This window comes from Thioalkalivibrio sp. AKL19 (assembly GCF_000420165.1).
GTDB lineage: Bacteria > Pseudomonadota > Gammaproteobacteria > Ectothiorhodospirales > Ectothiorhodospiraceae > Thioalkalivibrio.
This window is the reverse complement of sequence record NZ_ATUK01000001.1, coordinates 23,037-44,854: the sequence shown is the minus strand read 5'-3', so window position 1 is coordinate 44,854 and position 21,818 is coordinate 23,037. Positions and strand designations below refer to the sequence as shown.

Annotated in this window: 25 protein-coding genes; 12 read left to right on the top strand and 13 right to left on the bottom strand. The window is 65.2% G+C overall.

What is annotated here, in order from left to right; genetic code table 11:
- Positions 1 to 175: 175 nt before the first annotated feature.
- From F817_RS14645 to F817_RS0100195, 7 genes are all read right to left on the bottom strand, one after another.
- Complete coding sequence (locus F817_RS14645) at positions 176 to 736, bottom strand: hypothetical protein (protein ID WP_231369376.1); 561 nt, start codon at positions 734 to 736, stop codon at positions 176 to 178.
- Entirely contained in the window at positions 733 to 2,136 is a 1,404-nt protein-coding gene (locus F817_RS0100215) for a YfjI family protein (protein WP_231369375.1), read from the bottom strand. Before F817_RS0100215 ends, F817_RS14645 begins: the two co-directional genes overlap by 4 nt.
- A 136-nt stretch (positions 2,137 to 2,272) precedes the next feature.
- Positions 2,273 to 2,797: a hypothetical protein gene (locus F817_RS14640; protein WP_231369374.1), complete on the bottom strand. Its 525-nt coding sequence runs from the start codon at positions 2,795 to 2,797 to the stop codon at positions 2,273 to 2,275.
- Positions 2,794 to 3,087 carry a hypothetical protein gene (locus F817_RS0100205; protein WP_024325750.1) on the bottom strand — a complete coding sequence of 98 codons (294 nt, stop codon included), beginning with the start codon at positions 3,085 to 3,087 and terminating at the stop codon, positions 2,794 to 2,796. The genes F817_RS14640 and F817_RS0100205 overlap by 4 nt, the downstream gene beginning before the upstream one ends.
- Positions 3,080 to 3,298 (bottom strand): AlpA family transcriptional regulator, encoded by a 219-nt coding sequence (locus tag F817_RS13885; RefSeq protein WP_042799023.1) that lies wholly within the window; start codon positions 3,296 to 3,298, stop codon positions 3,080 to 3,082. The genes F817_RS0100205 and F817_RS13885 overlap by 8 nt, the downstream gene beginning before the upstream one ends.
- 62 nt (positions 3,299 to 3,360) lie before the next feature.
- Positions 3,361 to 3,750: a hypothetical protein gene (locus F817_RS0100200; protein ID WP_024325749.1), complete on the bottom strand. Its 390-nt coding sequence runs from the start codon at positions 3,748 to 3,750 to the stop codon at positions 3,361 to 3,363.
- Positions 3,747 to 5,201 (bottom strand): site-specific integrase, encoded by a 1,455-nt coding sequence (locus F817_RS0100195; protein ID WP_024325748.1) that lies wholly within the window; start codon positions 5,199 to 5,201, stop codon positions 3,747 to 3,749. The genes F817_RS0100200 and F817_RS0100195 overlap by 4 nt, the downstream gene beginning before the upstream one ends.
- Before the next feature lie 440 nt (positions 5,202 to 5,641).
- Between F817_RS0100195 and F817_RS0100190 the strand changes: the two genes are divergently transcribed.
- From F817_RS0100190 to F817_RS0100175, 4 genes are all read left to right on the top strand, one after another.
- Complete coding sequence (locus F817_RS0100190) at positions 5,642 to 5,845, top strand: DUF2892 domain-containing protein (protein ID WP_024325747.1); 204 nt, start codon at positions 5,642 to 5,644, stop codon at positions 5,843 to 5,845.
- A 113-nt stretch (positions 5,846 to 5,958) separates the two neighbouring features.
- Positions 5,959 to 6,162, top strand: a complete 204-nt coding sequence (locus F817_RS0100185; RefSeq protein ID WP_024325746.1) for a DUF2892 domain-containing protein — start codon at positions 5,959 to 5,961, stop codon at positions 6,160 to 6,162.
- 122 nt (positions 6,163 to 6,284) lie between these two features.
- On the top strand, positions 6,285 to 6,938 hold the full coding sequence (locus F817_RS0100180; protein ID WP_024325745.1) for a phosphoribosyltransferase: 654 nt from the start codon (positions 6,285 to 6,287) through the stop codon (positions 6,936 to 6,938).
- Positions 6,925 to 7,581 carry a dienelactone hydrolase family protein gene (locus tag F817_RS0100175; RefSeq protein WP_024325744.1) on the top strand — a complete coding sequence of 219 codons (657 nt, stop codon included), beginning with the start codon at positions 6,925 to 6,927 and terminating at the stop codon, positions 7,579 to 7,581. The genes F817_RS0100180 and F817_RS0100175 overlap by 14 nt, the downstream gene beginning before the upstream one ends.
- On the opposite strand, the gene F817_RS0100170 is transcribed toward F817_RS0100175, so the two are convergent.
- Positions 7,571 to 8,626, bottom strand: coding sequence for an NAD(P)-dependent alcohol dehydrogenase (locus F817_RS0100170; protein WP_024325743.1), 1,056 nt, complete (start codon positions 8,624 to 8,626; stop codon positions 7,571 to 7,573). The genes F817_RS0100175 and F817_RS0100170 overlap by 11 nt on opposite strands.
- 169 nt (positions 8,627 to 8,795) lie before the next feature.
- Between F817_RS0100170 and F817_RS0100165 the strand changes: the two genes are divergently transcribed.
- Both F817_RS0100165 and F817_RS0100160 read left to right on the top strand, forming a co-directional pair.
- Entirely contained in the window at positions 8,796 to 9,566 is a 771-nt protein-coding gene (locus F817_RS0100165) for a hypothetical protein (RefSeq protein WP_024325742.1), read from the top strand.
- 198 nt (positions 9,567 to 9,764) lie between these two features.
- Positions 9,765 to 10,265, top strand: coding sequence for a heme-binding protein (locus F817_RS0100160; protein WP_024325741.1), 501 nt, complete (start codon positions 9,765 to 9,767; stop codon positions 10,263 to 10,265).
- Positions 10,266 to 10,334: 69 nt separating this feature from the next.
- Here F817_RS0100160 and F817_RS0100155 read toward each other — a convergent pair whose 3' ends face one another.
- Positions 10,335 to 10,967, bottom strand: coding sequence for a MarC family protein (locus F817_RS0100155; RefSeq protein ID WP_024325740.1), 633 nt, complete (start codon positions 10,965 to 10,967; stop codon positions 10,335 to 10,337).
- A gap of 144 nt (positions 10,968 to 11,111) precedes the next feature.
- On the opposite strand from F817_RS0100155, the gene F817_RS0100150 reads away from it, so the two are divergent.
- Both F817_RS0100150 and F817_RS0100145 read left to right on the top strand, forming a co-directional pair.
- Complete coding sequence (locus F817_RS0100150) at positions 11,112 to 13,250, top strand: TonB-dependent siderophore receptor (protein WP_024325739.1); 2,139 nt, start codon at positions 11,112 to 11,114, stop codon at positions 13,248 to 13,250.
- Between the two features lie 44 nt (positions 13,251 to 13,294).
- Positions 13,295 to 14,374: a lipoate--protein ligase gene (locus tag F817_RS0100145; protein ID WP_024325738.1), complete on the top strand. Its 1,080-nt coding sequence runs from the start codon at positions 13,295 to 13,297 to the stop codon at positions 14,372 to 14,374.
- Positions 14,375 to 14,468: 94 nt separating this feature from the next.
- Here F817_RS0100145 and F817_RS0100140 read toward each other — a convergent pair whose 3' ends face one another.
- Complete coding sequence (locus F817_RS0100140; RefSeq protein WP_024325737.1) at positions 14,469 to 14,831, bottom strand: metalloregulator ArsR/SmtB family transcription factor; 363 nt, start codon at positions 14,829 to 14,831, stop codon at positions 14,469 to 14,471.
- Positions 14,832 to 15,183: 352 nt separating this feature from the next.
- Between F817_RS0100140 and F817_RS0100135 the strand changes: the two genes are divergently transcribed.
- Positions 15,184 to 17,136: a DEAD/DEAH box helicase gene (locus F817_RS0100135; RefSeq protein WP_024325736.1), complete on the top strand. Its 1,953-nt coding sequence runs from the start codon at positions 15,184 to 15,186 to the stop codon at positions 17,134 to 17,136.
- Positions 17,137 to 17,212: 76 nt separating this feature from the next.
- On the opposite strand, the gene F817_RS0100130 is transcribed toward F817_RS0100135, so the two are convergent.
- On the bottom strand, positions 17,213 to 17,731 hold the full coding sequence (locus tag F817_RS0100130) for a DUF302 domain-containing protein (protein WP_024325735.1): 519 nt from the start codon (positions 17,729 to 17,731) through the stop codon (positions 17,213 to 17,215).
- Between the two features lie 171 nt (positions 17,732 to 17,902).
- Positions 17,903 to 18,523, bottom strand: a complete 621-nt coding sequence (locus F817_RS0100125; RefSeq protein WP_024325734.1) for a methyltransferase domain-containing protein — start codon at positions 18,521 to 18,523, stop codon at positions 17,903 to 17,905.
- Positions 18,524 to 18,597: 74 nt separating this feature from the next.
- Here F817_RS0100125 and F817_RS0100120 point away from each other — a divergent pair, with 74 nt between their 5' ends.
- Positions 18,598 to 19,305: an MBL fold metallo-hydrolase gene (locus F817_RS0100120; protein ID WP_024325733.1), complete on the top strand. Its 708-nt coding sequence runs from the start codon at positions 18,598 to 18,600 to the stop codon at positions 19,303 to 19,305.
- Between the two features lie 273 nt (positions 19,306 to 19,578).
- Positions 19,579 to 20,040, top strand: a complete 462-nt coding sequence (locus F817_RS0100115; RefSeq protein WP_024325732.1) for a PRC-barrel domain-containing protein — start codon at positions 19,579 to 19,581, stop codon at positions 20,038 to 20,040.
- 210 nt (positions 20,041 to 20,250) lie between these two features.
- Here the strand turns inward: F817_RS0100115 and F817_RS0100110 are convergent, their stop codons facing one another.
- Complete coding sequence (locus F817_RS0100110) at positions 20,251 to 20,463, bottom strand: CsbD family protein (RefSeq protein ID WP_024325731.1); 213 nt, start codon at positions 20,461 to 20,463, stop codon at positions 20,251 to 20,253.
- Positions 20,464 to 21,212: 749 nt separating this feature from the next.
- On the opposite strand from F817_RS0100110, the gene F817_RS0100105 reads away from it, so the two are divergent.
- Positions 21,213 to 21,764 carry an outer membrane beta-barrel protein gene (locus tag F817_RS0100105; protein WP_024325730.1) on the top strand — a complete coding sequence of 184 codons (552 nt, stop codon included), beginning with the start codon at positions 21,213 to 21,215 and terminating at the stop codon, positions 21,762 to 21,764.
- The last annotated feature ends 54 nt before the right edge of the window (positions 21,765 to 21,818 follow it).

Sequence of the window (21,818 nt, the reverse complement as noted above, 5' to 3'; positions counted from 1 at the left end):
GAACTAGACACGGATCTTTGGGCTCGACCCTGAGCTTTTCTGCGGTCCCATCTCAAATTTCTATTTGCCGTTTGCAAAAGACTGGTCCCACCACCGATCCCACAGCATCAGGCTCGGCATTTATCTCGCGCCCTCACGGATCAGTGGATGCACCATGTGCATCATCAGCATCGGCTCACCCCCTCCTGGTCGTGTCGCGCAGCCAGGCATTCGCTGTTCGCCGGGCGACGTTCTCGCGCTTGATCTCGTTGGGCTCGGTGCTGGATGCAGCCAACCAGCGGGCGCGGTACTCAACCAGAAGGTCGTGACGGTCGCCTCGACCCACCACGCACCGCTCAATGAATGCACGGTCCTCGAACATCAGGGGTAGCCCGTCCAGCGGGTTGCGCCGTACCCGCTCGGTAGTCACCAGCTCGACTTCATCCGGCAGCACGTACCCGCGTGCCCATCGGGCGGCCACGGATCGGGCGAACGCGACCAGTTCGGCACGGGACAGCGCACCGGCGTCCAGGTCCGCGCGATCCTCGTCACTCAGCAGGGCCGCCAGGGTGTCGGGGTGCAGATCCGCAGCACGGGCGGCTTCGACAAGGCAGGCATGTGCGGGCTGATTTTTCTGGAAACGCCCCGGTTGGGCACTGTCAGAACTGCCAGAAGCCCCTTTTGACCCTTCTGTCAGTACCGTACCTGCGCGTTTCTGGATTTTTCGCAGACTGGCGAGGCGGTCGTGGTAGCTCATTGCCCGCCCTCCATCACTGCTGGATGGACGTGCCAGGCGGTCTTTCTCCGGCCTCCTGTCTCCACCGGCTCGGAGCGCACACGACCCAGATCCTCGAGGTACTCGAGCGCGCGGGTTACGCTCTCACGATCCAGGGCGCGCCAGCCCTTGCGATAGACGTCATGGGCCGTGAACCCCGTTTGCAGATCACCCCGCCGTAGTCGGCGTTCCAGCTCATAGGCCGCCCGCAGTTCAGGTGTGCGTGCGGCGCCGTAGACGCGACGGGCGTGTTCCTCGAGGTAGTCGCACCAGGCGATCGCGGCGGTTACGGCTTCTGCGCCTACCGGGCCCGTGCCGTTGCTTGCCAGGTGGTACAGGAGCGCCAGGCTCGGCACCAGACTGCGGAACTTCGCCAGGTGGGATATGAATGCATCGGGCTCGCTGGAATCGGGATCACGCAGACGTCGCTCCAGGGCCCCGCGCCAATCGTCGAAAATCTCCTGAGCATCGGCGTCGAACCGAAGGGCCGGGATATCCGATTCGGTGTCGGCACCCAGAGCCTCTACGTCGATATCGTCCAGGCGGGCGAACAGGTCGAATGCGGCTTCCTTGGCCTCACGGTCGGGGTAGCGGTCCACGTTCTTCCAGTCGCGGCCCATGTCCGGCCACACGCATAGCTGGATGCGCTGCATCAGGCCGTCATCGCCAACGCCACCGCGCAAGGTTGCCCGCAGGTAGTCTTCGAGCGGCCCCGGTTGAATGCCTCCGATCAGTGAGACCGTCGCGGCTTCGATCTCAATGGTGCCGCGCCCGATGCGGTCGTAGGTGTAGCGGCCCGTGCCGCTCCAGGACTCTAGGTAGAACGCGCGAGCGCCTTCATGCCCCTCTTTATCGAGGCCGCGTAGCCAGCCGACCAGCTCGTCCCGTGCCACCAGGACGCCGCGCGGGTTGTCCCGCAGTAGCTCACCCAGCTTTTCGACGGTCGCGTCTTGTGTCGTGTAGCGCCTGCGGGCCGGTGCCTCGGGTTCCTCAATGGCGGCCAGCGCATGCATACGGGCAGCGTCGGTGTCGCCTTTCTTGGTGGCGGCCTCAATGTGCTTCTTCGCGGCTTTGCTCGCAGCCTCGGCTAGCAGTTGATCCGCCTGGTGTTCTTGCGACGCACGCTCGTAGGATTCGCGGGCCTCGGTCTCCAGTCGATGCAGCGGGCGTAGGGCCTCGGTCATGGCGGGGGACTTCATCACGCCAGGCCGCCCGATGATCGCGCCCCAGACGTTCGCAACCACTAGCCAGTCATCATGGCGCTTCGGGTGGATGCCGACTTGCCGGCCGATCACCGAGCCAAGCGCGGTCATGGCGACTACAGCGGGATAGTCCATCGGGCACTGGACCCGCTCGGCAATATCCTTAATCCAGGGCCGCATCGCTCCCGGTAGAAGATCGGGTGAGAACTCCGGCGCCGGTGGCATCGGCGGGGGTAACGGTTCGGCGTCGGGCCACGTGTGTGTGGGTGCGGGCTGCATCTCAGCCGCCCGCGCGTCCAGGTATGCGAGTCCACGATCAGACATTGGCGCCCACCTCCCGCGCCGCAGCGCGAATCCGTCCAGCGGCCTGCGCGAGACGCTGCATATCAGCATCGGTCGGCTTGCGCCCCTGGTGTACATCGTCCGCGACGACCACGACCAGCAGGGCTTCATGCGCCACGGCTTCGAGGGCATCACGCGGAACCCAACGCTGCCCCGGCCGCAGTGGACTGCGTGCGTCGGGTTGCTGCGGCGGGAACAGGTCGCGCATCTCGAGACCCACGGCGGCCAGCACGTCAGTTACGGCGCAACCCGCGAAGCAATGGACCAAGACCGTTCCGTCGTCCGTCTCCCGAACGCTCAGACTTCGGTTGCGATCGCCATGTGCAGAGCACAGAGCTTGCCACTTGCCCTGGCCGGTGGACTTCACTTTATCGAGGCGACCCAGCAGGCGATCAACGGGTGCTTCGGTGCTATAATTATGGGCGAGTGCCTGGCGGCGCTTGTTTTCTGCCCCGTTCCCGGTTGCCTCCGGGGCGGGGTTTTCTTTTGCGGGCATCATTCGGTGCCCCCTTCTCGCTTCTGGTGCAGCTTCGATAGGTCGTGGTCATCCTCACCGACCACACGGGCAGAACAGTCGTACAAGTTGCCGGCGGCCATTTCGATCAGGGCCAGCACGGCATCGCGCTCGCCGGAACTGAGGTATCGCCCGTCCTCGAAGGTTTCCTCCACCAAATCGCGGCGGAGCATCTTAGCGGCTGTGCTGATTGCCGCCGGGGCCTCGCGCATAAGCTCGCGGTTTGCGTGGGCGCGAAAGCCGATTTCGTGAAAGTTGGGATCGGAGTTAAGCATTGGCGCGACCCTCCCGTGTATAACGTTCGGGATCGGCCATCCATTGCGTGACTTCAGATTCACGCCACGCAACAGCGCCCCCGCCGAGTTGCACACGCTTGGGGAATCGGCCCTCTTTTTCGCGGCGGTAGATCGTGGAGCGGGAAAACCCCGACATCTTGCGAACATCGGGAAAGCGGATCAGGCGGTCGGCCTGCGTTTGGTTTGTCATCTTGTTGCACCTTTAACCGTGTTGGTTCAGGTGCAGTACACGGGGCGGTATGACGGGGGCGCTTAGCGTACTTCCGCTTTTTTCAAATGCTCGCGAACCTGACGGGCGGTAAGCCCGACGCGCTCGGCAATAACGGACGCCCGATTACGTTCTGGCATCGTATTAAGGGAGTGCCAAAGCTCCACAATATTGCGCCGGGTTTCTTCCGCTTCCTGCTTCCGTTCTTTCGCGGTTACCTCTCCTCCCTGCATGCGCCCCGATTGCGCGGCCTGCCCATGCGATGCCGCATAGCGTGTCTGCCAGTAACGAAGCCCTGTAGTTTCAAATAGAACTTCGTCGGCTACCGCAAGGCGCTCGATCTGGCGCTCGAACTCTTCCACCGTCAGGCCGCGTTCGCGTGCCGCCTTCGCCACGGCATCACGCATTGCGCGCTTGATATCCCCGTCCGTCATGCCGCCGCCTCCTTTGCCACCGCCGCGCGAATGCGATCCTTGTTCACAGGCTCCCCGTTGATTGCATAGCGAAGTGCCAGCGCGAAGGCGTCCACCATTTCGCGCTTTTCATCTACAAAGTCCCAGCGGTCGTAGTGCTTCACGTCCACGCCGGTTTGCGCGTGGTTCTGTAGGCGGTTGCGCTGTTCGTTGTTGAACCCGAGTTCACCGAGACGGGTTTTAACCGTGCTGCGGATGTTGGCAGGCGACCACGGGGTCATCGGCTCCCGGCCCTGCTCTTTGTCCTTTCGCTCGATCCACGGGCGCAGGGACTTGCGCACGTACTGCGCGGGCGAAGTCTGCGCCATAGGCTTGCTCTCGTCCTGGTGGTGAGGGAAAAGCCATTCCGCGTGCCCTGTCAGGCGGTAGAGTTGTTGAAGCTCCGTCAGGGCGGCTTCAGACAGCGGCACCACATGCGGGCGCGCGTTCTTCGTCCCGGCCCTGCCCCCACCACGGCGCGCGGGTATATCCCAGATGCGCCGCATAAAGTCGATTTCATCCCAGCGGGCATAGCCGACTTCGGTAAAGTGCATCCCAGCGAGTAGGAATTGCAGCCGGATTTGAGCGCGCGTGACAGGCGAGCCGGGCGCGGTCGGGTCTGTCAGCCCTTCCCATGCCCGCGCAAGTTCCCAGAACTCTAGATCGCGTTCCCGCGCGTTCTCCTGCGTCTCCTGTTTCGGGATCGCGTTTATCGGGTTCTCGTACAGGCCGAACTTCACATCGGCGGCCAGGTTCGCCGGGTCGTGATCGTGCAGCAGGGCCGTCTTGAACAGCGCGTGCAGATACGTGCGCAGCCGGTTGGCCATCACCACATGCCCGGCCTTGATCGGGACCGCAATCCGGTGGGCCAGGTCTAGCGGCTTCACGTCTGCCACCTTGGCCGATAGCAGGGCTTCGGGCAGGTAGCGGCGCACCGTGCCCTCAAAGTCCGCTATATGCTTTTCGGTGCGACCCTTCCGGCGCATGGCCTCAACGTGAAAGCGCAATAGCTGCTCCACGGTCCCGCGCTGGTCGGCTTCCTGTTGTGCACGCACGGTAGCCGCCCGCTCAGCATCGGCTCGCTGTTCGATCTCCTGTTCCTGTCCCGCAGGGTCTAGCCCCTGGTCCACCAGCCCACGCACACGCTGCGCGACCCGGCGTGCGCTCTTTAACCCTTTCGGCGCGTGCGCCTGGCGGTAGAACTCCACCGTATCGGTGGCCGCTATACCCGCGTCTGTGATCTCCGGGGCATCTGGCACGTACCGCCCTAGCCCGTAGAACCGGCGCTTGCCGCCCTGGCCGTAGTAGAACTGGAAAAACGACACGCCACCGGCAGGCGTGACGCGCACGCCGAAACCGGAGCCGTCGCCATCCCAGGCGCGATACGCGGACTTTTTGCCCTTCAGGTTGTTGAGTTGCTTCGTGGTGAGCATGGCCGTCTCCCGTGGTGCACATGGCGCACGTGGTGCACATTGTGGTGCACACAGGAACCGACAAGCCGTGCACCACGCTGAACAATAGTGAACAGCATAGTCACACAGGAATAAAGCTCGAACAAGGGGTTAAGGACTGCCAACGCACTGACTTGAACAGCCATGAGCAGGGGTCGGCGCCGATTTGTAATCAGAGGGTCGCAGGTTCGACTCCTGTCACCGGCTCCATTTTTCCGCCCGCTCGCTCCGCTCCGGAGCCAATCACTGCCGTCCACGCGTCGCCACCTTGACGGGCGTAGTACGCGGTGTAATCTCTCATTAGAAGGTTGTTCAGGGGGCCCCACCCCGAGGGATGCCGGGTCCATGGACTTCGGCCCCCCCAGGGGCAACACCCCGTGGACAGGACCGCTTGGGCTCCACACGCACAGGAGGGAGTCGCCATGTCAACCGACCGCTTCTTCATGTTGTTCGCCGGAATCGTCGTACTGGTCAGCGCATTGCTCACCTGGCTCGTCAGCGCTTGGTGGCTGCTCCTCGCGGCCTTTATCGGCATTCACCTGATTCAGGCCTCTTTCACCGGCTTCTGCCCCCTGGTCATGATCCTGAAATCCATGGGTCTCAAGCCGGGCGAGATCTTCCCCTGAACCCCGGTACCCGCTTCGAATTCCAGAAGGCCGCACGCCCGGGCACCCCTTGTTTTCCCGGGTGGCAGGCTTCATATTAGCTCTTGCTAATACTTAACCAGGAGACATGATCCATGAGCATTGACCGAATCGTCCTTGCCTTCGCTGGCACCGTCGTGATCATCAGCGCCATCCTTGCGTGGGTGTTCACCCCGATGTGGCTGATCCTGACCCTCTTCGTCGGTGTCAACCTGCTGCAGTCGGCCTTCACCGGCTTCTGCCCGCTGGCAATGATCCTGAAGGCCATGGGCGTGAAGCCCGGAGAAGCCTTCAACTAAATCGAAAGAACGCGAGAAAAGGCCCGGGTACCGCTGGTCCCGGGCCTTTTTCTTTCTGGCGCTCCGGTTCATATCGCCCTGTCCTACACTTCAGGTTATGCCGCCCAACCGGAGCGATACCCATGCGTTTTCGTGATCGCAACGAAGCCGGTGAACAACTTGCACAGGCCCTGGAGCGATACCGTGGCCAGCCTGGCGTCGTGTACGCGTTACCGCGCGGCGGCGTCCCCCTGGGGGTCGCGGTCGCGCGCCACCTGGGCATGCCCCTGGACCTCCTGATCCCGCGCAAGATCGGCCACCCGTTCCACCCCGAGTACGCCATTTGCGCCGTCCCCGAACGGGGCGATCGGGTCTGCAATCCGCGGGAGGCGGAGCGCGTGGATCCGGACTGGCTTGAGCGGGCGGAGGCACACGAACGTGCCGAGGCCCGGCGGCGGCGTCAGCTCTACTGCACCACCCCGGCCCCGGATGTGAACGGCAAACTCGCCATCATCATCGATGACGGGATCGCCACTGGACTGACCATGCGCGCCGCCATCCGCGATGCCCGCCAGCGCAAACCCCGCCACCTGGTCGTAGCAATCCCCGTCGCGCCGGCGGACACCGCTGCCGTACTGGAAACCGAGGTGGACGAACTCGTCACCCTGGACATCCCCGAGTACTACCGCGGCTCCGTGGGCGCGTATTACGAGGATTTCGAACAGACATCCGACGACGAGGTCATCAGTCTGCTCGCGTCGGTCCATCAGTCACAAAGACCCGATGTCTCGCGCTGAGGCACAGCCAGTCTCCCTGGTCCTGGACGGGCAGACCCATCAGGGCATTCTCGGCCTGCCCGAAACCCCCACCGGCCTGGTCATCTTCGCGCATGGCAGCGGCAGCAGCCGCCTGAGCCCCCGAAATCGGCAAGTCGCCGGCACCCTGCAGGACAGCGGAATCGCCACCCTGATGTTCGATCTCCTGACCGAAGACGAGGACCGGACCCAAGCCAACCGCTTCGACATCGACCTGCTCGGCCGGCGACTGGTGCAGGCCTGCCACTGGGCGACCACGCAGCCATCACTGGCGCCCCTGCCGCTGGGCCTTTTTGGCGCCAGCACCGGCGCGGCCGCCGCATTGCAGGCCGCCGCGGACGCCCCCCAGACGATCCGCGCGGTCGTCTCGCGCGGGGGGCGCCCGGACCTTGCGGGCGAGGCCCTGGAACGGGTGCAAAGCCCCACCCTGCTGATCGTCGGCGGCGACGACACCACCGTGATCCAGCTGAATCGGCAGGCACAGGCGCTCATGCACGCACGCTGCGAACTCGAGATCATTCCGGGTGCCGACCACCTGTTCGAGGAACCAGGCACGCTGGAACGAGCGGCCGAACTCGCGACCGCCTGGTTCGGCAAATGGTTTCGCGGCGCATCTATGGTGTAATCGCCACCTTCAGCACGCCATCACGCTGATGCGAGAACAGGTCGTAGGCGGCCTCGATGTCATCGAGCTTGTAGCGATGCGTCACCATCGGCGTCAGATCCACGCGCCCCGAGGCGACCACCTCCATCAACCGCCTCATGCGTTCCTTCCCGCCGGGGCACAGGGTCGTCACGATGGTGTGGTCCCCCAGGCCGGCCGCGATGGCATCCAGCGGCATGGAGACCTTGCCGGAATAAACGCCGAGACTGGACAACGTGCCGCCCGGTTTCAGGACACGCAGACAGGCCTCGAAGGTCTGCTGCTGCCCGAGGGCCTCGATGGACACGTCCACCCCGCGGCCGCCCGTCAGTTCCATGATCGTCCCGACCGGATCCTGCTCGTGGAAGTTGATGGCGTCGTCCGCACCCAGCTTGCGCGCGGTCTCCAGGCGTTCCGGAACCCCATCCACCACAATGATCCGCGTCGCCCCCATGAGCTTCGCGCCCGCCGTGGCACAAAGGCCGATCGGACCCTGGGCGAACACCGCTACCGTATCGCCGATATGGATGTGCCCGCTTTCCGCACCGCCAAACCCGGTGCTCATGATGTCGGGACACATCAGCACCTGCTCGTCACTCAGCCCGTCCGGCACCGGAGTCAGGTTGGCCTGCGCGTTGGGGATGCGCACGTACTCCGCCTGGCAGCCATCGATCGTGTTGCCCAGCTGCCAGCCGCCCATCGCCTTGCCACCGCATTGACTGGAGATCCCCTCCTGGCAGGAATGGCACTGGCCACAGGGCGTGATCGCGCCCGCGATGACGCGCTGGCCAATCGCGTAGCCGGTCACCGCAGCTCCCAGCTTTTCGATCACGCCCACTGGTTCGTGTCCGACGATGCGGCCCGCCTCCACGGGATATTCGCCCTTGAGGATATGGATATCGGTCCCGCAGATGGTCGTGGTCGTGACCCGCAAAAGGGCATCCGTCGGGCCAATCTCCGGGATCGGCCGCTCCTGGATCTCGATCCGGCCCGGTTCAACGAAAACGGCCGCCTTCATCGTGCTCATGCTTGCCTCCTCGCATTCCAGCCCACTGGTGGGCACATCCCGTCATGTTCGCCCGTTCCCCAAACATAGCAGGCCCACGGCCCGGTTCGGCCGTCGTCCCTGCATACGATCGCGACAGGTCGCCGGCCTCCCATACAATGGACGCTACACCCATCGCCGAGGATCGCATGTGATCTCGCTCATCCCCCGCCTGTTCCAGCGCGCCCCGGCCCTCGATCCGGAAAGTCGCGCCTGGATCCATGCCATCTTCGACTGGGCCGATGACGAGCCCCATCTGGGGGGCATGCTGCGCAATGCGCATCTGGTGCTGCCCACGGCCGAACACTTCCCCGGACAGGCCGACAACCGCCAGGCCATGGCCCAGCTGGTATTCGACCGCGTGCTGGAGCATGCGGGGCTTGCGGACAGCCCATTCCGGCTCTCGCACCCGGGCACCCTGATGGACGCCCCGATCCCGTGGGACGCGATGAACACGGCCCGGGCCACCCAGAACGCCACGACTACCGGATCGGGGGGCGTGGGCATCCCCTACGACCCCGAACTGGTGGCCCATTCCCAGGCGCTGATCGCCCACTTCGCGCGCGAGATCGCGCTGCGTCTGCTGGTCACCACTCGCCAGGCCCCGCCGGCACTCGAGGGCAACGAGGCCCACATCGCCGAGCTGCTGGCCACTCGGATGGGCTTCGGCGTCATGCTGGCCAATACCGCCTTCCAGGTCCGGGTGAACCAGTGCGGTGCCTGCAAGGGCCCGGCCGCGGAGCGGGACGCCGCCCTGTCCCGCGATGACCTGGCTTACGCCCTCGGGCTGTTCTGCCGCCGTCAGGGCATCCCGCCGAGCCGGGCCAGGGCCCACCTGAATACGCCACTACGGCCCGCTCTGCGCCACGCCCTGCGTGATCTGGCCCGCCGCGAGCGGGAAACAGCCAGCGGTGCCGCCTGAAACACCCCTCGGCACGAAGGTGCGCGAGCAGCGTTATGTGATCCGTTTTATAAAAAAGGCACAGTAACGTACGGGCCACACTGAAGTGTCTGGACGAGGCACCGGGAACCCCCTTCGGCGCATGAGTCGAAAAATTTGAAGGGCGCGGATCGGACATCTAGTGAAAGGACTGCAAACCCTGATCTGTGGAGATCCGTGATGAACACCCTGCGTTGCTGTCTTGCTGCCCCGATCGCCCTCGCCTTTGCCATTGCGCCATTGCAGGCCAGCGAGGGCACCTTCGACACCCCGACCCTGCTCCCCGAACTGGCGGTGAAGGCCGCCGACGCGGCGGTGGAGGCCTGTCGCGAGCGCGACACCCAGGTCACCGCGGCAGTGGTCGACCGCCATGGCACGCCCCAGGCGCTCAAGCGCGACCGCTTCGCCGGCCCGCACACCGTGGACACCGCCATCAGCAAGGCCTGGACCGCGGTCAGCTTCCGCACCGACACCCTGGAACTGCGCGAAATGACCGACCCCAGCGCGGCCGGCTACGGCATCCAGCACCTCCCCCGGGTCACCATCCTGGGCGGCGGCAAGCAGATCACGGCCGGCGGACGCATTGTCGGCGGCATCGGCATCTCCGGTGCACCCAGTGGCCAGATTGACGATGAATGCGCGGCCGTCGGAATCGACGCGATCGCCGAGGATCTGCTCTGACACTCGCTGGGCCAGGGGGCTTTCCGCGCGGCGGAGAGCCCCTGCCCCCCAATCCCGGCCCAAGCCGTCTCAGGCGCCAAGCAGCCCGCTACGCTGTAGCCCGTCAAAGATAAACTGCATGGCAAGGGCGCTCAGCAGCACGCCCAGGATACGCGTGAGCACATGCGCCCCGGTCACACCCAGCCAGTGCTGCAGGCGCGACGCGACCAGCAGGCACACCAACGCGAGCACCATCACCGCGACCAGCGCCCCCAGCACCACGGCCTGACCCACCGGGTCGCCCTCGGCCCGGCTCATCATCAGGATCGCAGCACCCATCGCACCGGGCCCGGCCAGCAACGGGGTCGCCAGCGGAAAGATGGACAGGTCCTTGCGGGTGCGGGCCTCCTGGGTCTCCGCCGCCGTCGCCGACACACCCCCAGAGCTGCGCGCAAACACCATGTCGATCCCGATCAGCAGCAGCAGGATCCCGCCGGCGGTGTACAGGGCGGCCAGCGAAATCCCCAAAAGCGAGAGCAGCGCCTCCCCCGCCAGCGCGAACAGCAACAAAATGATGCCCGCGACCACGGCTCCCCGGATCGCCATGGCACGGCGCCGCGCGGGATCAATACCCTGACTGAGCACACCGAACACCACCGCCACGTCCACTGGACCGATGGTCACGAAAAACGTGGTCAGCGCGACGATTCCCAGTTCCAGCATGGCGGATCCCTCCTCTGGCCCATGTTCGCCAACGGCCATGACATGCCCAGAATGGGCCTGGCCATCCGGGGTTTAAGTTGCCCTTCGTGATCGACGAACCTACTTTAGCGCGTTCTTGAATGCTTATTGGGGAGCCATCCAGCCATGAAACGTCGTGTTGTCGGTCACCTGACGCTGGCCAGTCTGCTTGTATCACCCGCCCTCGCCCATGGCCAGGAGGCCTCGCAGACGCTGGGAACCGTATCGGTTACGGCCACCGGATACGAGACCCTGATCGACGAGACGCCGTCCTCCGTCACCGTGATCGAGGCCAGCGAAATCCGCAACCGCGAGGCCCGCACCCTCGGCGACCTGCTGCGCGGCCAGCCGGGTGTCGCCACGGCCGTGGACGGATCGGTGGGCTCCGATCCGATCATCCGCGGCCTGAAGCGCGACCAGGTGCTGGTTCTCGTGGACGGCGTGCGCATCAACGCGATGCAGCCGCCGGCCCGCGGCTCGCTGGCTTCCTATGTCAACGTCGACCTCATCGAACGCATCGAGATCGTGCGCGGCCCGGGCTCCGTGCTCTACGGCGCCGGTGCCATGGGCGGCGTGATCAACATCATCACCCGCGGCGGCGATTTCACTGAAGAACCCGAGACCCGCGGCTTCTCCCGCCTGGGCGTCACCTCGGTCGACGAAGGCATCCGCGGCGCGGTCGGCGTCACCGTCTCCAACGACCGCAACGTGCTGGACCTCTCCACCGCATACCTGAACACCGACGACTACAAGAACGGCGACGGCGATCGTCTGCGCGACTCCGGCACCGAACAGAACGCCTATCACCTGCGCTACCGCGGCAAGCTCGCACCAGGCCACGAGGTCCAGTTCCGCGCCCAGCGCGACGAGCGCAAGGACGTCTGGTACCTCGCCTCGCGCAACTTCAACCCGATTGATCCGGACACACTCCAGGGGGAGGAGAGGCAAATGGCCCCTCCACAGGGCCTGAACACCCACTACACTCCGCGTCAGACCCGCGACCTTGTCGAATTAAGCTACGAAGGTGAGTTGAACGGTGCCTGGGCACCGCGAGTGGAGGCCTCAATTTATCGGCAGGAACTCTCCCGCGGAAACTACGACTGGAACGCGGAACTCGGCCGAGACTATCGGACCTCTGATACCGACTTCACCACCGATGGCCTGCAGGTACAGACCGAGCTGGTTCCCACCGATGACCAGATCCTCCTCGTAGGCGCCGAGGCCTGGCGCCTGCGTGCCAGCCCGGTATCGAATTTTGGTTCGGTGGACAACGATTTTCGACCGAGTGAAGCCGCACCGAACCCACTGATCACCAATGGTCGGATCGAATCGGTCGGCGTTTTTGCCCAGCACGAGACCTACCTTGACTGGGCCACCGTGAACGTCGGAGCCCGCTACGACGAGGTGCGGGGAAGCGCGGACGACGCTCTGCGTGTAAGTGGCCCTCTAGACAAGACCGACCGCAACCTGAGCTGGTCGGCCGGGCTCACCTGGCACCTGGACGAGGCCTTCAACCCCTACTTCAGCCTGTCAGAGGGCTACCGCTCCGCCAGCCTGCTGGAACGCTACCTGACCTACCCCTACAGCGACGGTTTCACCTGGCAGAGCAACCCGCAGCTGGATCCGGAACGCAACCGCACCTTCGAGGTGGGCGCCCGCGGCCGGATCGGCGCGACCTCGTACACCGTCTCGGCCTACGAGAGCCGCATCCGCGACTACATCGGAGGACGGGTGGTGGAAGGTGCACCAAGGCCCACCAAGGAGACAATCAACCTCGACGAAGCTCGCATCCACGGTCTTGAGGCCTTGGTGGAACATGCCTTCACCGACGCCATCACCGGCTACGCCACTGGCACCTGGATCCGTGGCGAGAACCGCGACAGCCGCTTTAGCGAGCCGCTGACCCAGATGCCGCCGCCTGAAGCCAGTGTTGGGCTCAACCATTCGGTGGCCCAAGGCTGGCAGTGGGATGCCCGCATCCGGGCCGTGGCGAGCCAGAGCCGGACGGCCGACACCTTCACGGAGAACAGCGAACGCAACACCTCCGGATTCGCCACCGCCGACCTCGCCGTCGGCTACCGCTTCGGGCCCAGCGCCGGCTTTCGTTCCAACGAGATCACCTTTAGCGTGACCAACATCGCTAACAAGACCTACCGCGAGCACGTCAACGAAATGACCGAGGCACGCCTGGACCCGGCCAATGGCGTACAGGATATCTGGGCCCCCGGCCGCAGCTTCGGGCTCACCTGGAACGCCGAGTTCTAGACCGGCCGCAGACATCGCCCCCAAGACAAGACAAGGACAACACCATGCGTTTACGTGTAATCGATTTCGGCCAGCAGCCCGCCGTGCGTTCCCAGGCGGTCTACCACGGCATCGCCGAAGCCATGGGCAAGGACGACGACCCGGTGCTCACCCTGGTCAACCCCGACGACCCGTATGTCTGCGTCGGGTTGCATCAGGAGATCGCCCTGGAGGCCGACGAAGACTTCTGCAAGGAACAGAACCTGCCGATCATCCGCCGCCACGTCGGTGGCGGTGCGGTGTATCTGGACCACAACCAGATGTTCTTCCACTTCATCTATCCGTCGTCCAAGGCCCCGCGGATCGTCTCCGACATCTACAAGAAGTTCATCGACCCGGTGATCAACACCTACCAGGACCTGGGCGTGAACGCGACCTTCCGCCCGGTGAACGACATCCACGTGGACGGACGCAAGATCGGGGGCACGGGTGCCGCCAGCATTGGCAACGCCACCGTGATGGTCGGCAGCTTCATGTTCGACTTCGACACCGCCACCATGGCGCGCTGCCTCAAGGTCCCGTCGGAGAAGTTCCGCGACAAGCTGCGCGCCGGCATGGAGGACTACATCACCACGCTGTCACGCGAACTCGGCGAGATGCCCGCCCGCGAGACCGTGCGCGACGCCTTCCTGAAGCGCGTAGCCAGCGACCTCGCCGTCGAGGTCGCGATGAGCGAACCCACGGCCGAGGAAACCGCCGCCATCGAGGAGCAGATGGCCGAGCTGACCGACCCCGAATGGACCTACCGCAAGGGCCGCAAATTCGTCGAGATGGGCGTCAAGATCGCCGCCGGAACCCACCTGACCGAAGGTGCCCACAAGGCCGCCGGCGGCCTCATCCGCGCCCAGCTGATGGAGAAGGACGACCACATCGCGGATCTCCTGCTGTCCGGCGATTTCACGGTCTTCCCGGAAGACGGCATGGACCGCATCGCCGACGCCCTGCACGGCCAGCCACTGGAAGAAGAAGCCCTGCGAAGCGCCGCGGCCACCTGCATGCAGGAGATCGGCCTGGATGCCCCCGGAATCGAACCCGCCGACATCGCCACCGCGATCCTCGCCTGCGTGCACCGAGAGCCTCATTGATCTGTCAACCGGCCGCCCAAAAGACGACGGCCGGACCGCCTTTCCCGGCGATCCGGCCGTCGCTTTTACGGCGGCGTTTCAGGGCCCGGCGGCGTCAGGCAGAGTCCGCCGAGTCCACGCACTCCGCGCGGCTGGGCGCAGTACTAAGCCGCTCGCGGTCGGTCCGGTACGGCTCGGTCCTGGATACGGCGCGATCGGCAGTCTGAAGGACCTCCGAGGCCCACACCGGGAGCTCCGGCGAGAGCTGGTAATAGATCCAGTTGCTCGCACGCCGGGTACTGACCACCTGGTATTGCCGAAGCGCCGCCAGGTGCCGCGACACCTTCGGCTGGGACATCTCGAGCGCGTGCGTCAGCTCGCAAACGCACAACTCCCCTTCCGCCTGCATCAGCAATAGCGACCGCAACCGCGTCTCGTCGGCCAGCAGGTTAAACAGGTCCGAGGGATTAAGCGACATAACGCATCCAGGAAACGTCCATTGACCAACTATATCCCGACAGCTCAGGTGGGACAATGCGAAGAAGGTGCCCGCGCGCCCATATCGCGAAGAGACGGATCATCCGGGCGCGATCATTCCAGCGCCTCAAATCGCAGGATGTTTGCAGCCGATCCGGTAGCATCCGGTATGGACGCACGGCCGACCCGGCACTCCCCATCCCGATGTCTGGGTGCCCCCGACCACCCCCGGAACCGCGAGCATTTCTCGAAGTTTTCGCTTCTTGCGTGCTCGATTCGTGTATGATGCCGGGTTGGCAGTTGCCATCCGATTTTCGCCGGGCCTTCGTTTCCGGCCTGTGTGAGTACCCCCAATGTCTGATTCCCCCTCCTTCTCCCAGCTCGGGCTTTCCGAGTCGCTGGTCCGTGCCCTGTCGAACATGGGCTTCTCTGCCCCGACCCCTGTCCAGGCCGCCTGCATTCCCGCACTGCTGGAAGGCCGTGACGTCCTGGGCGAGGCCCAGACCGGCACCGGCAAGACCGGCGCCTTTGGCCTGCCGCTGATCGACCTGATCGACGCGGCCCAGCGAGTGCCCCAGGCGCTGGTCCTGGCCCCGACCCGCGAGCTGGCCAACCAGGTGGCCGGCGCGCTGACCGAATTCGCCGCCGGTTTCGCTGGCATCGATGTGCTGCCCGTCTACGGCGGCCAGCCGATGGGCGAACAGCTGCGCGCCCTGCGCAAGGGCCCGCAGATCGTCGTCGGCACGCCCGGCCGCGTGGTGGACCACATCAAGCGCGGCACCCTGAACCTGGACGCCCTGCGCGTCGTGGTGCTGGACGAAGCCGACGAAATGCTGCGCATGGGCTTTGTCGAAGAGATCGAGTGGATCCTGGAACAGACCCCCGAGAGTCGCCAGACCACCCTGTTCTCGGCCACCATGCCCGCGCCCATCCGCCGCATCGCGCACCGCCACATGCGCGAGCCGAAAGAGATCAAGATTGGCGCCGGAAACGAGGCGGGCACCGATATCGACCAGAGCTACTGCCTGGTCGACGCCCGGCACAAGCTGGAGGCCCTGACCCGTCTGATGGAGACCGAGGACGGCCTGGACGGCGCGGTGGTCTTTGCCCGTACCAAGGCCTCCACGGTCGAGATTGCCGATGCCCTGAGCCAGGCCGGCATTGCCGCCTCCGCCCTGAATGGCGACATGGAACAGGGCGAGCGCGAGCGCGTCGTGAGTGATCTGCGCGACGGTCGCCTGGACGTGATCGTGGCGACGGACGTCGCCGCCCGCGGGATCGATGTTCCGCGCATCAGCCACGTATTCAACTTCGATGCCCCGGGCGATGCCGAGGTCTACGTGCACCGCATCGGCCGTACCGGCCGCGCCGGTCGCAAGGGCCGCGCCATCCTGTTCCTGGAGCCGCGCAAGCGCCGCATGCTGAAGGACATCGAACGCCTCACCGGCAAGCCGGTGCGCGAACAGCCGCTGCCGGACCGCCAGGCCGTCCAGGCCCGTCGCGAGGGCCGCTTCGCGGAGCGCGTACAGGCCCTGCTGGGCAGCGACCAGGCCAGCACGCACGAGGCCCTGGTCGAGCGCCTGCTGGCGGACAGCGACGTATCCGAACGCGAGCTCGCCACCGCCCTGATCGCCCTGGCGACAGCCGGCAGCCCGCTGGACGCAAACGCACACAAGGGCAACGATCCACTGCTGGCCGCCGCCCGTGCACCCTATCCGGAACGCGGCAACAACCGCCGCGACGCGAAACCGCGCGGCGAACGTCCGTCACGTGGGAAGGATCGCGAGCCGGAAGCCGACATGGTGCGCTACTACATGCCCGTGGGGCGCAATAACGGTGTGGCTCCGGGCGCCATCGTCGGCGCCCTGGCGAACGAGGGTGGCCTGAACGGTCGCGATATTGGACGCATCGGCCTGCGCGACGATCACAGCCACGTGGATCTTCCGGCTTCCCTGGACGAAGCCTCGATTCGCCGCCTGGGCAACATCCACGTGGCCAATCGCAAGCTGGAACTGACCCGCCAGGCGCCCCGCCCGGGCCAGGCGGCCAGCCAGGAAGACACCCCCCAACCGACGCCGCGCAAGCCGGCCGGTACGCGCAGCGAAAAGCCCGCGCCCGGCGGCAAGCCGAAATCCTTCAGCAAGCCGGGCGGTAACAAGCGCGGCCCGGCGCCGGCCAACCGCAAGCGTCCGGCCTATGCCGCCACCGGCAAACGCCCCGCCGGCAAGGCCCCCGGGGGCCAGAAGACGGCCGCTTCGCGTGCCGACGGTACGCTGATGATCAAGCGCAAGGCCGCCAACGGCTAAGCGCGGCAACTCAAAGGCGCGTACCAGACAACGCCCGCGTCCTCCGGAAGGAGCCGCGGGCGTTTCATATGGACGTTCAGAAATCTCCGGTGCGCCCGGCCTCGACGATGCTGTAGATCGTGTCACGCACTTCGCGCGCGGTCGCCTCGAGATCCTCGGGGAGATCCGTCGCGTGCAGCATCATGTCCATGTTGGTGGTCACGATCCAGCCCTGCCCCTCGTCGTCTTCCACCACCGCGATGCGGCATGGCAGGAAGCTCGCGAAGATGATGTCGTGCTGCACCATCTGGTTGGCGATCAACGCATCGCAGAACGCGAGGATGCGCATGTAATTGCCTTCGCCGCCCATGGCGGTCACCTGATCCGACAGCGGCAGATCGGCCACTTCCTGGAAATTGCGCAGATTCGCGCGCAGCTTCATCGACTCGATGGCGTCATCGATACTTACGCCATCCTCGATGCGGACCAGCTCCACACTGTGACGGACCATCTGCTGCAGGGTCTCGCGATCGAGCTCCTCCACGTCTTCGGCGTCCGAGGCCGTCAGGGGAAACGGCATCAGCACCAACAGCAAGGCCAGTATCCAGACTTTCATCGCACGCTCCTGTTTGGGATGAACGAGGAACCCTGGCCCACTCGGCCGACTGGCTTCCCCTCAACGAATCTAGATCATGTACCTGCACTTCACCGCATCCCCCGGGTACCGACAGGGTAGGCCGTGCGCAAACAGGGACATCCGTCCCGAAAACACACCGTTACGCGCCGCTTACCGCCGGATCAGAAGGTACAGCACCTCGTACTTGCCGTTGGTGTGATCGGTCCGCCCCACGTCGTCGCTCCACTCCCAGCGGTCTGCAGGAAAAAGCTCACGCATGTCCGGCACCGCGCAATGGAACGGAGGCCCGCCCTCGCGACCGGTCTGCATGAAACACGCGAACAATTCCCCGCCCGGCCGCAACCAGACATGCAACTGGCGCTCGTAGGCGAGCCACTGACCGGGCGGCAGGGCGCAGAGCGAGGTCTGTTCGTAGATCCCGTCTACCGGGACATTCGGTTGCCAGGCGAGCATGTCGGCCTGCGCCACGTCCGCCTGGAGACCGGCCTGTTCCAGCCGGTGGCGCAGCCGCAAGACCGGGGTCGGCGCCACATCCAGGCCCGTCACGCGGAAACCCCGGGCCGCCAGGGCCGGCACCTCGTGGCCAAACCCACAACCGGGCACCACGATATGTGCCCCCGGCGACAGCGCGGTGAGCCCCAGCCAGCGCTCCAGCGAGGGACTGGGCTGGCCACGATCCCAGCGGGTCGAGCCCGCCTGGTAACGGGCCTCCCAGTCGGCCTCCGCGTCGAAGGTTTCGGAGGCAACGGGAACGTTCTCGGAATTTGGCATCGGGCTCCTTCTCGGCACAGGATGGTCAGCACATGGACCATACCAAACCCCCAACTTTTCACGGAGACGCGCCGATGGACCGCAACGCCCTGCCCTATCGCATCCACCGCCAGGAACTCGGACCGATGGAGAACTTCGTCTACCTCATCGAGGATCGCGCCAGTCATCGTGGCGCCGTGGTCGATCCAGCCTGGGATCCGGAGGCGATCATCCGTCAGGCCCACGAAAACGAAGTCGACATCTCCGACATCCTGCTGACGCACAGCCACCACGACCACATCAACGGGGTCGAGGCAATCCTTGAACAGTATCCAAATGCGCGACTGCACCTGCTCAAGCCCGAGGCCGAGTTCTGGGGCAAGGAGCTGGAACGTCCGGAACTACACCACGGTGGCGACGAGATGCGTCTGGGCGACACCGAGATCCGCTTCCTGCATACACCCGGCCACACCCCCGGCTCCGCCTGCTTCCACATTCCGGCGGGCGACGACCTGATCACCGGCGACACCCTGTTCGTCTCCGGCTGCGGCCGCTGCGACCTGGCCGGCGGCGATCCCGAGCAGATGTTCCACACCCTCAACGGCCTGCGCGAGGGGCTTCCGGCCCATACCTGTATCCACCCGGGCCACAACTACGCGGAAAAGCCGGAATCGACGCTGGAGGAGGAGGACGCGGGCAACCCCTTCCTGCACTTCCACGACAAGGACGACTTCGTCCACTACCGCATGGTCGAGCACGACCGGGTACGCAGCACCCCCTATCACCCCATCCCCCGGAGGTGATGTAGCGGACGGGTTTGGAAATGCCTGAATCCACGCCGATTGCCGGCCTTCTCGGCGCCCGTCGCGTCCCAGCGCGCGTCCATGCGACGGCCACCCCTGGCCCGGCTGGACGGACTTCCCGGCACCCACCGGGTGTGTGCCTCAGCGTACAGACCCCGGTGGAGTCGCTCCGCATGATCAATGGCGCGTTCGCAGCGTGGGCTCAAGCTGCCCGTGCGCTGCACGCGACATCGACTGGCGGCTTGAATGCCGCACCCTTCCAGGAGCGTACCCATGATAAAACTCGCCTCAACCAAACTCGTCGCCGCCAGCGTCCCCCTCTTCGTCTTTGGCCTGGCCGGCGTAATGAACGGCACGATAGCCGGCGAATACGAGAGGGGCGCGAACGGCCACGAGGTCATGGAAGAACGCCGCGCGGACGCCCGCGACGAGGCCCCCCATCTCCAGCGTATGCCGGACCAGGGGCTGCACGTCTCGGACCTGATGGATCAGAAGATCCACGACCGCGCGAGCCACGACGAGATCGGCGAGATCCACGATCTGGTCATCGATCGGGATGGCCGTATTGTCGCGGTCGTTATCAGCACGGGCAGCGGCGTTCTCGGCCTCGGCGGGAAGGACGTGGCGATCGCGTGGGACCGTATCGAGCGGACAACCGAAGACGGAGAGGTCAAGCTCTACATCAACATGAATGAAGACACCCTGCAGGAAACACCGGAATACGTGCGCGACTGACGCGTTAATCGTCCCCACCCCGGGGGATGTCCCATCCCTCGGGCATGCCGCCAGGCCATACAGAATGAACCGGGGAGCGAGGCCCCGGGATTGGAGCGGCGCCGGACACGCCAGTGTCCGGCAATGCGCCCCGCTACCTCGTAGCCCCTCTCCAGCAACCACCCCCTGACGCGAACCCGCGCGGGCCAGGCGTCGTCCGCGTCTGGCGGTTCAGTAATGGACCCGGCGCAGCTTCCGCTCGAACTCCACGAGCTGCCATTCGGCCGCGTCCCGGCTCACGCCATAGCGTTCCTGGATGCAGCCCACCAACTGGTCGCGCTCGCCCGCCACGGTTTCCAGTTCATCGTCGGTGAGCTTGTCCCAACGCGCCTTGACCTTCCCCTTGAAATGTTTCCAGTGGCCCTTCGCAACACTCCAGTTCAATTCTCCACCCTCCGAGTGACTGGCTGGCGAAATTGCCGAGCCACTCGCTACCCTGCTGAGCACGTCACCGCCCGTCTGTGCGCGACCACACAAAACAACCGGCTACGCCCATCCAACGCGCGCCTTCGCGGCCTCAATCGCTGGCAATTTCCGACTTGGATCACACCGTCTGAACCTACGCCCGGGCTGCATTCCGGGCGGATCCAGGTTTCCCGTTGGGGGCACCAGAGCACCCAAGCCCCTTCCTGATCAGGAACGAGAGTCCGCCAGTCACGGGGATCATCCGGGACATCAATAGCCCGCCGCGGGTCGCCCCAATCCGGGGCCCTCTGGAATCTCATCATCCCCGGTCCTTGCCCCTGCACCGTCATCCCGGCCGGAGCGCAACGAAGAGCCGGGAGCTTCCTCGTCGGGGCAACCCAGGCCGCCTGGCGCCCGGATAACCGCTACGCGGTTTCCGGGATGACGAAGCGGGAGGCGCGTGGAGCCTCGGGGCGCGTACCGCTGCGCTCCAGGGCCACCTTCGACCGCCCCGGGTGCTGTACACCCCCGGGGCCGCACGGCCCCTGAACCTGGCGGACCCTCGTGCCTAATCAGGCGCCCTTTTGTGCGCCAACGTACAGATAGCCAGGACCCCGAATCGTAGGGTGGCGCCACGGAATCGGCCGGGAGCATCCCGGCTGTGCCCGTGCCCCCGCAGTACCGGTCGCATCCCGCGCCGGACGGGAAACAACCAGGAGAACGCACCAATGAAAAAACTTATCGCGCTCACACTCTGTCTGGCCGGGACCCTCCCGCTCGCCGTCCAGGCCCAGCAAAGCGGATCCACGGCGAACTACGGACCTTCCATGGGCGATCGCGAGTTCTCGCTTTCCGGCAGCGGCAGCAGTGACCGCAAACTCGACAGCACCAACTTCGGTATCTCCGGCGATCTCGGCTGGTACCTGCGCGATCACTTGATCCTCGGGGTCCGCCAGAGCATCAACTACGCCGACATCGAGGGCGAGAACATAACCAATGACTTCTGGAACGGCGCCACGCGCGGCTACCTCAACTTCCAGACGACGGACGGCCTGCTACGTCCCTTTGGTGGTGGCAGCCTGGGCTTCATCTACGGCGACGGTGTCAAGGACAGTGCCTTCGCCGGCCTGGAAGGCGGCCTGAAGTATTACGTCCTGGAGAATACCTACGTCCTGGGCCGCATCGAATACCAGTGGTTCTTCAGTCGCTCCAGTGATGCAGAGGATGCCTTTCGCGATGGCGCGTTCGCCTACACCGTAGGCCTTGGCTACAACTTCTGAGGCATCTTGCCCGGGGTAGGGTCAATTCGAAAGGACGCCTGCTGCCCTGCCCCG

What these genes read in the sequence shown, in the direction of transcription:
- F817_RS0100170 (WP_024325743.1), bottom strand. Translation starts at nt 8,626, where the DNA reads ATGAGCACGATGAAGGCGGCCGTTTTCGTTGAACCGGGCCGGATCGAG.
- F817_RS0100175 (WP_024325744.1), top strand. Translation starts at nt 6,925, where the DNA reads ATGTCTCGCGCTGAGGCACAGCCAGTCTCCCTGGTCCTGGACGGGCAG.
- F817_RS0100215 (WP_231369375.1), bottom strand. Translation starts at nt 2,136, where the DNA reads ATGCGGCCCTGGATTAAGGATATTGCCGAGCGGGTCCAGTGCCCGATG.
- F817_RS0100205 (WP_024325750.1), bottom strand. Translation starts at nt 3,087, where the DNA reads ATGCTTAACTCCGATCCCAACTTTCACGAAATCGGCTTTCGCGCCCAC.
- F817_RS0100120 (WP_024325733.1), top strand. Translation starts at nt 18,598, where the DNA reads ATGGACCGCAACGCCCTGCCCTATCGCATCCACCGCCAGGAACTCGGA.
- F817_RS0100185 (WP_024325746.1), top strand. Translation starts at nt 5,959, where the DNA reads ATGAGCATTGACCGAATCGTCCTTGCCTTCGCTGGCACCGTCGTGATC.
- F817_RS0100125 (WP_024325734.1), bottom strand. Translation starts at nt 18,523, where the DNA reads ATGCCAAATTCCGAGAACGTTCCCGTTGCCTCCGAAACCTTCGACGCG.
- F817_RS0100155 (WP_024325740.1), bottom strand. Translation starts at nt 10,967, where the DNA reads ATGCTGGAACTGGGAATCGTCGCGCTGACCACGTTTTTCGTGACCATC.
- F817_RS0100180 (WP_024325745.1), top strand. Translation starts at nt 6,285, where the DNA reads ATGCGTTTTCGTGATCGCAACGAAGCCGGTGAACAACTTGCACAGGCC.
- F817_RS0100130 (WP_024325735.1), bottom strand. Translation starts at nt 17,731, where the DNA reads ATGAAAGTCTGGATACTGGCCTTGCTGTTGGTGCTGATGCCGTTTCCC.
- F817_RS0100135 (WP_024325736.1), top strand. Translation starts at nt 15,184, where the DNA reads ATGTCTGATTCCCCCTCCTTCTCCCAGCTCGGGCTTTCCGAGTCGCTG.
- F817_RS0100105 (WP_024325730.1), top strand. Translation starts at nt 21,213, where the DNA reads ATGAAAAAACTTATCGCGCTCACACTCTGTCTGGCCGGGACCCTCCCG.
- F817_RS14645 (WP_231369376.1), bottom strand. Translation starts at nt 736, where the DNA reads ATGAGCTACCACGACCGCCTCGCCAGTCTGCGAAAAATCCAGAAACGC.
- F817_RS13885 (WP_042799023.1), bottom strand. Translation starts at nt 3,298, where the DNA reads ATGACAAACCAAACGCAGGCCGACCGCCTGATCCGCTTTCCCGATGTT.
- F817_RS0100190 (WP_024325747.1), top strand. Translation starts at nt 5,642, where the DNA reads ATGTCAACCGACCGCTTCTTCATGTTGTTCGCCGGAATCGTCGTACTG.
- F817_RS0100195 (WP_024325748.1), bottom strand. Translation starts at nt 5,201, where the DNA reads ATGCTCACCACGAAGCAACTCAACAACCTGAAGGGCAAAAAGTCCGCG.
- F817_RS0100200 (WP_024325749.1), bottom strand. Translation starts at nt 3,750, where the DNA reads ATGACGGACGGGGATATCAAGCGCGCAATGCGTGATGCCGTGGCGAAG.
- F817_RS0100160 (WP_024325741.1), top strand. Translation starts at nt 9,765, where the DNA reads ATGAACACCCTGCGTTGCTGTCTTGCTGCCCCGATCGCCCTCGCCTTT.
- F817_RS14640 (WP_231369374.1), bottom strand. Translation starts at nt 2,797, where the DNA reads ATGATGCCCGCAAAAGAAAACCCCGCCCCGGAGGCAACCGGGAACGGG.
- F817_RS0100150 (WP_024325739.1), top strand. Translation starts at nt 11,112, where the DNA reads ATGAAACGTCGTGTTGTCGGTCACCTGACGCTGGCCAGTCTGCTTGTA.
- F817_RS0100115 (WP_024325732.1), top strand. Translation starts at nt 19,579, where the DNA reads ATGATAAAACTCGCCTCAACCAAACTCGTCGCCGCCAGCGTCCCCCTC.
- F817_RS0100140 (WP_024325737.1), bottom strand. Translation starts at nt 14,831, where the DNA reads ATGTCGCTTAATCCCTCGGACCTGTTTAACCTGCTGGCCGACGAGACG.
- F817_RS0100145 (WP_024325738.1), top strand. Translation starts at nt 13,295, where the DNA reads ATGCGTTTACGTGTAATCGATTTCGGCCAGCAGCCCGCCGTGCGTTCC.